Source organism: Jatrophihabitans sp., from assembly GCA_036389035.1.
Lineage (GTDB): Bacteria > Actinomycetota > Actinomycetes > Mycobacteriales > Jatrophihabitantaceae > Jatrophihabitans_A.
In genome coordinates this window covers 78635-90996 of record DASVQQ010000002.1, presented here as the reverse complement: position 1 = coordinate 90996, position 12362 = coordinate 78635, and the positions used below count along the sequence as shown (strand labels likewise).

The 12362-nt window shown below is 71.1% G+C and carries 10 protein-coding genes; 6 read left to right on the top strand and 4 right to left on the bottom strand.

The features are described 5' to 3' along the window. Nucleotides 1-130: 130 nt before the first annotated feature. Nucleotides 131-460, bottom strand: coding sequence for a DUF2530 domain-containing protein (locus tag VF557_01200; GenBank protein ID HEX8078806.1), 330 nt, complete (start codon nucleotides 458-460; stop codon nucleotides 131-133). Between the two features lie 83 nt (nucleotides 461-543). Here VF557_01200 and VF557_01195 point away from each other — a divergent pair, with 83 nt between their 5' ends. The 4 genes from VF557_01195 to VF557_01180 are packed head-to-tail and all read left to right on the top strand — an operon-like array spanning nucleotide 544 to nucleotide 4688. After that, entirely contained in the window at nucleotides 544-2019 is a 1476-nt protein-coding gene (locus VF557_01195) for an NCS2 family permease (GenBank protein HEX8078805.1), read from the top strand. A gap of 48 nt (nucleotides 2020-2067) precedes the next feature. Further along, nucleotides 2068-2502, top strand: coding sequence for a MarR family transcriptional regulator (locus tag VF557_01190; GenBank protein ID HEX8078804.1), 435 nt, complete (start codon nucleotides 2068-2070; stop codon nucleotides 2500-2502). Beyond that, entirely contained in the window at nucleotides 2499-3860 is a 1362-nt protein-coding gene (locus VF557_01185) for an MFS transporter (protein ID HEX8078803.1), read from the top strand. The genes VF557_01190 and VF557_01185 overlap by 4 nt, the downstream gene beginning before the upstream one ends. Before the next feature lie 24 nt (nucleotides 3861-3884). Then, on the top strand, nucleotides 3885-4688 hold the full coding sequence (locus VF557_01180; protein HEX8078802.1) for an RNA methyltransferase: 804 nt from the start codon (nucleotides 3885-3887) through the stop codon (nucleotides 4686-4688). A gap of 90 nt (nucleotides 4689-4778) precedes the next feature. On the opposite strand, the gene VF557_01175 is transcribed toward VF557_01180, so the two are convergent. Then, nucleotides 4779-5192, bottom strand: coding sequence for a hypothetical protein (locus VF557_01175; GenBank protein ID HEX8078801.1), 414 nt, complete (start codon nucleotides 5190-5192; stop codon nucleotides 4779-4781). Between the two features lie 174 nt (nucleotides 5193-5366). On the opposite strand from VF557_01175, the gene ggt reads away from it, so the two are divergent. Further along, nucleotides 5367-7199 carry a gamma-glutamyltransferase gene (ggt, locus tag VF557_01170; GenBank protein ID HEX8078800.1) on the top strand — a complete coding sequence of 611 codons (1833 nt, stop codon included), beginning with the start codon at nucleotides 5367-5369 and terminating at the stop codon, nucleotides 7197-7199. 65 nt (nucleotides 7200-7264) lie between these two features. Here the strand turns inward: ggt and VF557_01165 are convergent, their stop codons facing one another. Continuing rightward, on the bottom strand, nucleotides 7265-8416 hold the full coding sequence (locus VF557_01165) for an epoxide hydrolase (GenBank protein ID HEX8078799.1): 1152 nt from the start codon (nucleotides 8414-8416) through the stop codon (nucleotides 7265-7267). Between the two features lie 338 nt (nucleotides 8417-8754). Here VF557_01165 and lon point away from each other — a divergent pair, with 338 nt between their 5' ends. Then, entirely contained in the window at nucleotides 8755-11151 is a 2397-nt protein-coding gene (lon, locus tag VF557_01160; protein HEX8078798.1) for an endopeptidase La, read from the top strand. Between the two features lie 160 nt (nucleotides 11152-11311). Here lon and VF557_01155 read toward each other — a convergent pair whose 3' ends face one another. Beyond that, a complete protein-coding gene (locus VF557_01155) occupies nucleotides 11312-12343 on the bottom strand; it encodes a serine hydrolase domain-containing protein (GenBank protein ID HEX8078797.1) in 1032 nt (343 codons plus the stop codon). Nucleotides 12344-12362: the final 19 nt, after the last annotated feature.

The window sequence follows — 12362 nt, the reverse complement described above, 5'->3', positions numbered from 1 at the left end:
CAGGGGAGCCTGCCCGGCCCAGCGGCCGGCCAGGCAGACCAGCACCCTGGTGTCCAGGTCACCGGCGGCTGCCAGTGCTCGCAGCAGGTTCCCGGGGGCCGCTCGCAGCCGCAGCCGGCGCAGGACCAGTTCAGCCAAGCCGGCCTTCACCGGTGTGCTTGCGGACCAGCGGCAGCGCCACCAGGCCGAGCACCGTTCCGGCCAGCGCGGTCCACAGCCAGACCCGGTGCCCGTGCTCACCCAGCCAGGACCAGAACGGCAGCAGGACGACGAAGGCCAGGCCGAACGCGACGGTGCCGGCCAGCACCACCCGGCGGGCGTCGACGGCCATCATCTTGGTGCCGTCCACGCTGCTCGGGACCGGCCGCGGCTCGGCCTGCTCCGGCTGGGCCGGGTATGGCGGAGCCGGAGGGGTCGTCGAAGTGGCAGCCGGTGATCGGGGCTTGCCAGTCCTGCTCACAATTGGGCAGGCTACGCCACCGACCCCCAATCGTGACCGGGCACATTGCGCCTCATCCCGAGCCCCCCGACACCTGGAGCAGCATGCCGACCACCGCATCGAGCACCACCCGGCCGAGCTCCGGCCTGGACCGCTATTTCTCCATCACCGAACGGGGCTCGACGGTTTCGCGGGAGGTTCGCGGCGGCATCGTGACCTTCGTGGCGATGGTCTACATCGTGGTGCTGAACCCGCTGATCATCGGCACCGTCAAGGACGTCAACGGCAACTACCTCGGCGGCGGCCAGGCGCCGGCGCTGGCGGCGGTGGCGGCCGTGACCGCGCTGGTGGCCTGCGTCCTGACGATCGCGATGGGGCTGATCGGGCGCTATCCGTTCGCGCTGGCCACCGGGCTGGGGCTCAACGCCTTCGTGGCCTTCCAGGTGGCGACCCAGATGTCGTGGCCTGCCGCGATGGGCATGGTGGTGATCGAGGGCCTGGTGATCACCGTGCTGGTGTTGACCGGCTTCCGGGTGGCGGTCTTCCGGGCCATCCCGGCTCAGCTCAAGAGCGCTATCGCCGTCGGGATCGGGCTGTTCATCGCGCTGATCGGGCTGGTCGACGCCGGTTTCGTCCGGCGCGGAGCGGGTACCCCCGTCGAGATCGGCATCAGCGGGCACCTCAATGGCTGGCCGACCCTGGTGTTCGTGATCGGCGTGCTGCTGACCGCCGTGCTGATGGCCCGCCAGGTCCGCGGCGCGATCCTGATCGGCATCGTGGTCTGCACCGTGCTGGCGGTCATCGTCGAGGCGGTCGGCGACATCGGCTCGCAGACCGACGCCACCGGCAAGGTGGTCAATCCCAAGGGCTGGGCGCTGAACGTGCCGTCCTTCCAGGGCAAGGACTTCGGCATGCCGGACCTCGGCCTGATCGGGCAGTTCTCGCTCGGCGGCGGGTTCTCCGCGGTCGGGATCGTCGCGGCCGTGGTGATCGTGTTCGCCCTGGTGCTGAGCGACTTCTTCGACGTGATGGGCACCACCATCGGGCTGGCGCAGGAGGCCGAGCTGCTCGATGAGAACGGCCAGCTGCCCAACCTGCAGCCGGTGCTGCTGGTCGACGGTGTCGCCGCGATCGCCGGCGGTGTGACCGGAGCGTCCTCGGCCACCACCTACATCGAGTCGGCCGCCGGCATCGGCGACGGGGCGCGCACCGGGCTCGCCTCGGTGGTCACCGGGCTGCTGTTCCTGGTCACGGTGTTCCTGTCGCCGCTGGCCCAGTTCGTGCCGTCCGAGGCGGCCGCGCCGGCGCTGGTGGTGGTCGGCGTGCTGATGATGCGCCAGGTGCGCAACATCGACTTCCACGCCGTGGAGCTGGCGGTGCCGGCCTTCCTCACCATCGTGCTGATGCCGTTCACCTACTCGATCGTCAACGGGGTGGGCGCCGGCTTCGTCAGCTACGTGGTGCTGCAGGCCGCCGTCGGCAAGGCCCGGGTGGTGCACCCGCTGATGTGGGGGGTGGCGGCCTTCTTCGCGGTCTACTTCGCACTTGAGCCGCTCAAGACGCTGTTCGGCATCAGCTGAGCCGGGCGGGCGGTGGTGACTGCCATTTTTGTTAGCTAGGCTAAAAATGTGAGTCAGACGCTGCCCGACCATGCCCAGCTCGCCTCCGCGCTGCGACTGTCCTTGCTGCGCGCCGCCCGCCGGCTCCGCGCCCAGCGGGTGAACACCGCCGCCACGCTGTCCCAGCTTTCGGCGCTGGCCACCATCTGCAAGTCCGGTCCGCTCAGCGCCGGCGAGATCGCCGCGATCGAGCGGGTCCAGCCGCCGTCGATGACCAAGATCCTGGCTTCGCTGGAGCACTCGGGCTGGATCGAGCGCACCTCCCAGCCGGAGGACCGGCGGCAGTCGATCATCGCTATCACCCCGGCCGGACGCGACCTGCTGGCCGAGGAGACCAGGGCCCGGGACGAGTGGCTGGCCAACCGGCTGGTCGAGTTCTCGGCCGAGGACCTGCGCAAGCTCGGTGAGGCGGTCGAAGTCCTGGACAGGCTGGGCTCTGAGTGACGGCGGCGCGCGTTCCAGGCGCCGATGCCGACGAGCCCGCCGCCGAGGTGGGCCTGGCGCCGGTGAGCCCGGCCCCGGCCGCTCCGGTTCCGACGCGCCGGGGTAACTGGCCGAGCCCGTTGCGCTCGCTGGCGGTCCACAACTACCGGTTGTATTTTTTCGGCCAGTTCATCTCGCTGACCGGCACCTGGGCGCAGATGATCGCGCAGGACTGGCTGGTGCTGCAGCTGACCGACTCGGGAATTGCGCTGGGGATCGTCACCGCACTGCAGTTCCTGCCCGCTTTGCTGCTTTCCCTCTACGGGGGAGCGCTGGCCGACCGGCTCGACAAGCGCAAGCTGATGCTGGCCACCCAGGCCGGGATGGGACTCACCGCGCTGGCATTGGGGCTGCTCGATGTCGGCGGCGTCGTGGCGCTCTGGCATGTCTTCGCGCTGGCCGGGCTGCTGGGAGTGTTCTCAGCACTGGACGGGCCGGTCCGGCAGGCCTTCGTGGTGGAGATGGTCGGACCTGCCGACCTGCCGAACGCGGTGGCGCTGAACTCCATGAACTTCAACCTGGGCCGGATGATCGGCCCGGTGGTCGCCGGCCTGGTGATCACCGCGTTCGGCACCGGCTGGGCGTTCCTGCTCAACGCGGTGTCCAGCATCGCGGTGTTGCTCGGGCTGGCCCTGATGCGGTCGGCCGAGCTGATCTCCAGCGAGCCGGTGCGGCGCCGCCCCGGGCAGTACCGGGCGGCGGTCCGTTACGTGCGCACCCGAGCCGACCTGATGCTGCCGATGCTGCTGATCTTCATCGTCGGCACCTTCGGGATGAACTTCCAGATCAACATCGCCCTGCTGGCCAAGCAGGTGTTCGCTCGCGACGCCGCCTCGTTCGGGCTGCTGTCGACGATGCTGGCCGTCGGCGCCACCCTCGGAGCGCTGGTCTCGGCCACCCGCCGCAACCGGCCGACCCCACGGTTCCTGATCGGCGCCGCGCTGGCCTTCAGCGTGGCCGAGCTGCTGGCCGGGCTGATGCCGAGCTTCGAGCTGACGGCGGTGGCGCTGGTCCCGGCCGGCTTCGCCATGATCGTCCTGGCCCAGTCGGCCAATGCCACCGTGCAGCTGGGGGTCGAGCCGACCGTGCGCGGCCGGGTGATGGGCCTCTACATCCTGTGTTTCATGGGCGGCACCCCGATCGGCGCGCCCTTCGTGGGCTGGATCGCCGAGCTGTTCGGCCCGCGCTGGGGGATGCTGGGCGGCGCCCTGGTCTGCCTGGTCGCCACCCTGGTGGTGGCCGGCTACCTGCTCCGCCGCCGGAACGGCTCGGATGAGGTGGCCGAACCGGCTGCCGGTGCCGCGTCCGGTTCAGGATGAGCGGTTCAGGATGAGCGGTTCAGGATGAGCGGCTCAGGGCCGGACCGGGTGCTGATCTCCGACGCGGCCGATCCGCGGCTGGCGGACTTCCGGGACCTGATGCAGGCCGACGGCTCGGCGCTGCGGCGGGGCGTGGTGATCGCCGAGGGCGTCAACGTGGTGCAGCGGCTGGCCCGGTCGGGCTACCGGATCCGGGCCGTGGTCGGCGTGCCGGCCAAGCTCGACGCGCTGGCGCCGGTGCTGGCCGGGCTGGGCGTCGCGGTGTACGAGCTGGACAAGTGGACGCTGTCGGACGTGGTCGGCTTCCGGGTGACCCGGGGCGTGCTGGCCGCGGTGGACCGGCCCCCGCCGGTGGCCGCCGAGTCCCTGATCGCCGCCGGCAACCGGTTCGTGGTGCTGGAGTCGATCAACGACTACGAGAACCTCGGCTCGGTCTTTCGCAACTGCGCCGCGTTCGGTGTCGACGCGGTGCTGCTGGACCCGCGCTGCGCCGACCCGCTGTACCGGCGCAGCGTCCGGGTCTCGATGGGTCACGTCTTCGGGGTCGGCTTCGCGGTGCTCGGCGAGCCGTGGCCGGCCTCGCTGGGACTGCTGCGCGGCGCCGGCGTGCGGTTGCTGGCGATGACGCCGCGGCCGGCGGCCATTGCCCTGAGCCGGGTGGCGGTCCCGGATCGCTGGGCGCTGCTGCTGGGCGCCGAAGGCCCGGGGCTGTCGGAGGCCGCGCTGGCCGCCGCCGACGAGTGGGTCCGGATCCCGATGGCGGACGGGGTGGACTCGCTCAACGTGGCGACGGCCGGCGCGGTGGCGCTGGCGCAGCTGACCGGCTGAGGCCGACGGATCAGCTCCGGCGCCTCAGCGCTTCACCGGCCGCGATCGGTCAGGCGTTTGAAGGTACGTATCGTCCGGACGGCTGTGCCGTCAGCACCACCAGCCGCACCAACGGTCGACGTAGGCGGCCGCGGTGTGGGTCGCGGTGGCCCCGTCCTGGGTGAGGGTGACCGACACCGTGATCTGGTGCGAGCTGGCTTGCACTCGCACCTTGCAGAAGCTCTGGGTCGGCCCGCATCCCGCGTAGATCCTGCTCTGATAGAGCGCTGGCACCGCCCAGTCGTACGTCGAAGGGCTGGTCTCGCCTCTTACCGAGAACTCGACGTTGACATAGCCGCCAGTGGCGCCGCCCCAGCATTCGGGAGCCCAGTACGAGTCCTCGCCGGGGGTGACCCAGCAGCCGAGCCACTCTTCACCCAATGCCGAGGCGTGGGTGGCCGAAGGCACCATCAACCCCAGGGTCGCTACGAGCGCAGCGAGCGAGACCAGCAACTTACGCACCATAGGATCTCCTTAAGGACGAATCAGGGGATTAGGATATTTACTCCCTCCGCACCTGGTTGTCCATAGCTCACACGGGTAGCGGACCCGCCCTCGCTTTCTGTCGACACCGTTGACACCCGGCGACCGGCCGAGTACGGGTTGTGGGGCCTACTGCTCACCCCTGGGGGTCCCGAAGTGAATTCTCGTCTGCTCACGACAGCGGTGGCGGTCACGGCGTTGACCGCCACCGCACTCGTCTCCACCGGCTCGACGGCCACCGCCAAGCCGTCCAAGCCCAGCTACTCCAAGATGCCGGTGGCCACCGGCAGCGGCGGAGCGGTCGCCTCGGCCGAGTTCAACGCAAGCAAGGCGGGCATCGAGATCCTGAAGTCCGGCGGCAACGCCGTCGACGCCGCGGTCGCGGTGGCCAGCACGCTCGGGGTGACCCAGCCGTTCGTGGCCGGCCCGGGCGGCGGCGGGTTCATGATGATCTACCTGGCCAAGACCAAGGAGATCATCACCATCGACGGCCGCGAGACCTGCCCGGCGGCCTGCACCCCGACCCTGTTCATCGACCCGAGCACCGGCAAGCCGTACCCCTTCCAGGACGCCCGCATCTCGGGGCTGTCGGTCGGCGTGCCGGGAATGGTCGCCACCTGGGCCAAGGCGGTCGAGGACTACGGCAACAAGAGCCTGCGCGCCAACCTCAAGCCCGCCATCGAGATCGCCAAGCGCGGCTTCCCGGTCACCCTGGACTTCCACCAGCAGGAGCAGAAGGCGCTGACCGCGCTGCAGTCCTTCACCAGCAGCCGCAAGCTGTTCCTCACCCCCGAGGGCCAGCCGCTGCCGGTCGGGTCCAGGTTCCGCAACCCCGACCTGGCCCGCACCTACCAGCGGTTGGCCAGTCACGGTGCGGACTACTTCTACGAGGGCCGGCTGGCTGAGGAGATCGCCCGCACGGTGCAGCGGCCGCCGGTCCACCCCGGCACGCCTGTCACCGTCCGCCCGGGCATCATGACCGAGCGCGATATCGAGAACTACGTCGCCAAGCTGCGGACGCCGACCCACGTCAAATACCGGGGCCTGGACGTCTACGGCATGGCGCCGCCGTCCAGCGGTGGCCTGACCACCGGCGAGGCGCTCAACATCCTCAGCACCTGGAACCTGTCCACCGAGCCACGGGCCCGGGCGCTGTTCCATTACCTGGAGGCGTCCCGGCTGGCCTTCGCCGACCGCAACGCCTACATCGGCGACGCCGACTACGAGCCCGTCCCGCAGGCCGGCCTGCTCGACCCGGCCTACGCCGCCACCCGCAGCTGCCTGGTGGGCGAGACCGCGCTGACCTCACCGGTCGCGCCGGGCAAGCCGTTCCCGCCCTACACCGGCTGCTCGGCCCCCACCGCCGCGCAGCACCCGGTGCACGAGGGCACCCAGACCAACCACCTGGTCACCGCTGACAAGTGGGGCAACATCGTCAGCTACACCAACACCATCGAGCAGCTGGCCGGCAGCGGCATCACGGTGCCGAACCGTGGCTTCCTGCTGAACAACGAGATGACGGACTTCGACTTCGCCCCGTCGTCGCCCGGCGTCTACAACCCGAACCTGCCCGCGCCGGGCAAGCGGCCGCGGTCGAGCATGAACCCGACCATCGTCCTCAAGGACGGCGCGCCGTTCTTCACCGTCGGCTCGCCGGGTGGCGCGACCATCATCACCACCGTGCTGCAGATCCTGATCAACCGGATCGACTTCGGGATGAGCCTGCCGCAGGCGATCGCCGCGCCGCGGGCCAGCCAGCGCAACGGCGCGCTGACCGACGCCGAGCCGGCCTTTTTGGCCACCCCGGAGGCGCAGCAGCTGACCGCGCGGTACGGCGAGCAGTTCCGGCAGCAGACCGGGCCGGTGCTGCCGCGCGACCAGTACATCGGTAACGCCACCGGCATCGAGTTCCTGCCGGGCAACCGGTTCACGGCCGCGGCCGAGCCGGTGCGCCTCGGTGGCGGGTCCGCGCTGGTGGTGCGCCCGTAGCGACGGCAGGGACGTAGCCACGGGAGGGACCGGCCGGGGTTCCGGCCGGTCCCTCCCGCTCCCCCCTACTTCAGGGACCGGAAGAACGTCCGGATGTCGCCGATGAGCAGCTCCGGCTGCTCCAGGGCGGCGAAGTGGCCGCCCCGGTCGAACTCGGTCCAGTGGCACAGCGTCGGCAGGTCACGGTCGGCGAAGCGGCGGATCGGCACGAACAGATCGTGCGGGAACACCGCGACGCCGAACGGAACGGTGGGTGGCGGAGGCACGTTGCCGGCCGCCATCTGACGAATGCCCTCGGCGCCCTCGTAGTAGAAGTTGGCGGCCGAGCTCGCGGTCTTGGTGAACCAGTAGAGGGCGACGTTGGTCAGCAGCGCGTCGCGGCTGACCGCGCCCCCGGGAGCGTTGGGGTCGACCCACTCCTGGAACTTCTCCCCGATCCAGGCCAGCAGGCCGACCGGCGAGTCCTCCAGGCCGTACCCGAGCGTCAGGGGCCGGGTCAACATGATCTTCATGTAGCCGGACAGGTCGGCGTCGAACTGGGCCAGCCTGCCAAGCCGGGCCATGTCGGTCTCGCTGAGGTCGACCATCTCGGCCGGATCGCCGGACGGAAAGGTCATGAGCATGTTGACGTGCACCCCGACCACCCGGTCCGGGTACGCGCGCCCGATCTGGGTCGAGATCACCGCGCCCGCGTCGCCGCCCTGGACGCCGTAGGAGCTGTAGCCGAGCCGGCCCATCAGCTCGGCCCAGGCGGCCGCGACCCGCGGCACGTCCCAACCGATCCCGCTGAGCGGGCTGGAGAATCCGAAGCCGGGAATCGACGGGACCACCAGGTGGAATGCGTCCGCGGCGTCGCCGCCGTGGGCGCGGGGGTCGGTGAGCGGGCCGATGATGTCGGCGAACTCCACGAAGGAGCCGGGCCAGCCATGGGTGAGCAGCAGCGGCTGCGCGTCCGGCTCCGGCGACTCGATGTGCAGGTAGTGCACCGTCTGCCCGTCGATGTCGGTCAGGTACTGCGGAAAGCGGTTCAGCGCAGCCTCGGCGGCGCGCCAGTCATAGCCGTTGCGCCAGTAGTCGGCCAGTTCGCGCAGGTGCTTCAACTCCACGCCGCGTTCCGAACCGGCGCCCGGGATCTCGTCGGGCCACCGGGTGGCGGCGATGCGGCGGTGCAGGTCGTCGATGTCGTCCTGCGGAATCTCGATGGTGAACGGGCGCATAGTCACTCTCTTTCGGTTGTCTCAGTCGCCGGACGGTCCGGCTGGCGCCAGGGGTCAGGTGAGCAGCCGGTGCCGCTCGGCTTCGACCGCCTCGTAGCGCGCCTTGATGTCGTTGCTGTCAAAAGGTGACGTGGTCGTGGTCGGCCAGGATGCTCAAGTCCGGTGGTCGATGCTGTCGCGTCCCGACTCTGGCGGATCAGTCAGGTCACGGCAGCTTTCGTAGTGCGCACTTGACTGATCGCTGTGGGCGAACGGCGGGTCGAAACAAAGCGCGTCCTCACCAGGTTGAGTCGGTGTGGCTCAAGTTTTCCCTGGGCCCGCTCAGAGTGAGGACGAGAATGGCTGAGACTTCCGCACTACCCATGCTTGCGCTGGACGACGTGGTGGTGCTGCCCGGGATGGTCGTCCCGGTTCCGATGTCGGACCCCGAGGCGCGCGCCGCGGTCGAGGCCGCTCAGGCCTCCACCGGCGCCGCCTCCGGCGCGAGCGAGCAGGCGCGGGTGCTGCTGGTGCCCCGGCTGGACGGCAAGTACTCCGGCTTCGGCACCATCGGGGTGATCGAGCAGGTCGGCCGGCTGCCCGGCGGCGAGCACGCTGCCGTGGTCCGTGGCACCCGGCGCGCCAAGATCGGCACCGGCACCACCGGTCCCGGCGCGACACTCTGGGTGGAGGCCACCGAGCTGGTGGTCCCGTCCGGCGACGCGCGCGAGCTCGCCGAGCTGGCGCGCGACTACAAGTCGATCGCGACCAGCATCCTGCAGCAGCGGGGCGCCTTCCAGTTCATCGACACCGTGCGGTCGATGACCGACCCGGCCGCGCTGGCGGACCTGGCCGGTTACGCCGGCTACCTGAGCAACGAGCAGAAGGTCTGGCTGCTGGAGACCGCGGACGTGGCGATGAGGCTGCGCAGGCTCCTCGCCTGGGGCCGGGAGCACCTGGCCGAGCTGGATGTCGCCGAGACCATCCGCAAGGACGTCCAGGAGGGCATGGACAAGCAGCAGCGGGAGTTCCTGCTGCGCCAGCAGCTGGCCGCGGTCCGCAAGGAACTGGCCGAGCTGAACGGCGCGACGGCTGGCGAGGAGCAGGACTACCGGGCTCGGGTGGAGGCCGCCGACCTGCCGGAGAAGGTGCATGCCGCGGCCCTGGCCGAGGTGGACAAGCTCGAGCGCACCTCCGACCAGTCGCCGGAGGTGAGCTGGATCCGAACCTGGCTGGACACCGTCCTGGAGCTGCCCTGGAACACCCGGACCGAGGACTCGTACCAGATCAGCGAGGCGCGGGCGGTGCTCGACGCCGACCACGCCGGCCTGGACGACGTCAAGGAGCGGATCGTGGAGTACCTGGCGGTGCGCCGCCGGCGGGCCGACCGTGGCCTCGGCGTGATCGGAGGGCGGCGCAGCGGCGCGGTGCTGGCGCTGGTCGGGCCGCCCGGGGTCGGCAAGACCTCGCTGGGCGAGTCGGTGGCCCGCGCGATGGGCCGCAACTTCGTCCGGGTCGCCCTGGGCGGAGTGCGGGACGAGGCCGAGATCCGCGGCCACCGGCGCACCTACGTCGGAGCGCTGCCCGGCCGGATCGTGCGGGCTATCAAGGAGTCCGGATCGATGAACCCGGTGGTGCTGCTGGACGAGATCGACAAGGTCGGCTCGGACTACCGCGGCGACCCGACCGCGGCGCTGCTCGAGGTGCTGGACCCGGCGCAGAACCACACCTTCCGTGACCACTACCTCGAGGTCGAGCTGGACCTGTCCGACGTGCTGTTCCTGGCGACCGCCAACGTGCTCGACTCGATTCCCGGGCCGTTGCTGGACCGGATGGAGCTGGTGCGACTGGACGGCTACACCGAGGCCGAGAAGGTCACCATCGCCCGGGACCACCTGCTGCCCCGGCAGCTGGAGCGGGCCGGACTGACACCCACCGAGGTGAGCTTCACCGACGAGGCGCTGAGCCGGCTGGCGAGCGAGCACAGCCGCGAGGCCGGTGTGCGCGACCTGGAGCGGTTGATCGCCCGGGTGCTGCGCAAGATCACCGCCCGCGCGGCGCTCGCCGAGGACGGCGCGGTGTCGGGCGAGCCGGTCACGGTGCGCCCGGAGGACCTGCGCGACTACCTCGGCCGGCCCCGGCACACCCCGGAGACCGCCGAGCGCACCGCGGTGCCCGGGGTGGCGACCGGCCTGGCGGTGACCGGCGCCGGTGGCGACGTGCTGTTCGTGGAGGCGTCGCTGGCCGACGCCGAGACCGGTTCCACGGAGCTGCGGCTCACCGGCCAGCTCGGCGAGGTGATGAAGGAGTCGGCCCAGATCGCGCTGTCCTACCTGCGCTCGCACGGGGCGTCGCTGCGACTGCCGGTGTCCGAGCTGGCCGACCGCGGGGTGCACATCCACTTCCCGGCCGGCGCGGTGCCCAAGGACGGCCCGAGCGCCGGGATCACCCTGACCACGGCGCTGGCCTCGCTGCTGTCGGGCCGGCTGGTGCGTTCGGATGTCGCGATGACCGGCGAGGTCTCACTGACCGGGCGGGTGCTGCCGATCGGCGGGCTGAAGCAGAAGCTGCTGGCCGCGCACCGGGCCGGCATCAGCACCGTGTTGATCCCCAGCCGCAACGAGCCCGATCTGGACGAGGTGCCCTCCGAGGTGCGCGACGCGCTCACGGTGCACCTGGTCAGCGACGTGCGCGAGGTGCTGGAGCTGGCGCTGGAGCCGGTCGGCGGGGCGGTCAGCGAGCACGCCGCCGCCTGAGCGCGCGCCGCCTGAGCGCGCGCCGCCTGAGCGCGCGCCGCCTGAGCACGCGCCGCCTGAGCGCGCGCCGCCTGAGCGCGCGCCGCCTGAGCGCGCGCCGCCGAAGCTCACCGCCGCCTGAGCTCCCCTGGGCTGGAGCAACACGCTCCGGCAGGGGAGCTCAGGCTCCGGTGGCCGCGGCCAGCAACTGGGTGCGGGCTTGCATGACCGGCGCCTCCACGTTGCACAGCACCACGACGGACAGGTCCGCCGCGGACAGCCGCTGGACGACCGCGGTCACGCCCGGGTCGCCGCCGTTGTGCCCGAAGCACCCGCCGAGCAGGTACACGCCGTAGCCGTACTCGACCCCTGGGTCGACGGTGGCGCGCGCCGTCAGCATCTCCTCCCGCAGCGCGGGCCCGAACAGCGAGCCGTCGTCGTAGGCGCGCAGGAACCGGTCGAGGTCCGCGGCGGTCGAGTGCGCCCCGCCGTCCCCGCCGCCGACGACCGGCGTGGCGTGCACGTTGGTGCGCCACGGCTGGTCGGCCGAGGCTCGCTCCAGGTATCCGATGGCGACGTCGGGCCGCACGTCGTCGGAGCGGAAGTAGCCGCTCGCGGTCATGCCCGCGGGTCCGAGCACCCGCTCGCCGACGGCCTCGAGAAACGGCTGCCCGGTCAGCTCCTCGACGATCAGCGCGAGGACGATGAAGCCGGCGTTCGAGTACTGCCAGGGCCCGCCCGGCGGCCGGTAGGGCTCCAGGTCGCCGAACATCGGCAGGAAGTCCGCCGGCCGCAGCATCGCGGCCACCGGCCGGTCCGTCCATAGCGCGCCGTAGTCGAAGTCCTCGTCCTCCTCCTCGGCGTAGTCGGCGATGCCCGAGGTGTGGCTGAGCAGGTGGTGCACGGTCACGTCCGGCCGCAGGGTGGCCGGCCGGCGGTCCGCGGGCAGCACCGACACCACGGGCGTGTCGAAGGCGACCCGGCCGTCCCGGACCAGCGTGGCGACCGCCGCCGCGGTGAACATCTTCGACACCGACGCCAGCGCGAACCGGGTCTGCGGGGTGATCGGCACCGAGTCCGACCTGTTCGCCATGCCGTAGCAGCCCTCGAACTCGACGACCCCGCCGCGGCGGACCGCGGCGATGCCGGAGAAATCCCGCTCCTCGACCCAGGAACGGAGCTGGGCGTCCACCGGGTCGAAGGCGTCGGTCATGCCCAGACTGTCCCGCGCC

Excerpts from the sequence above, each read along its gene's own strand:
- VF557_01165 (HEX8078799.1), bottom strand. The coding sequence starts at position 8,416 with ATGCGCCCGTTCACCATCGAGATTCCGCAGGACGACATCGACGACCTG.
- VF557_01195 (HEX8078805.1), top strand. The coding sequence starts at position 544 with ATGCCGACCACCGCATCGAGCACCACCCGGCCGAGCTCCGGCCTGGAC.
- VF557_01175 (HEX8078801.1), bottom strand. The coding sequence starts at position 5,192 with ATGGTGCGTAAGTTGCTGGTCTCGCTCGCTGCGCTCGTAGCGACCCTG.
- lon (HEX8078798.1), top strand. The coding sequence starts at position 8,755 with ATGGCTGAGACTTCCGCACTACCCATGCTTGCGCTGGACGACGTGGTG.
- VF557_01155 (HEX8078797.1), bottom strand. The coding sequence starts at position 12,343 with ATGACCGACGCCTTCGACCCGGTGGACGCCCAGCTCCGTTCCTGGGTC.
- VF557_01180 (HEX8078802.1), top strand. The coding sequence starts at position 3,885 with ATGAGCGGCTCAGGGCCGGACCGGGTGCTGATCTCCGACGCGGCCGAT.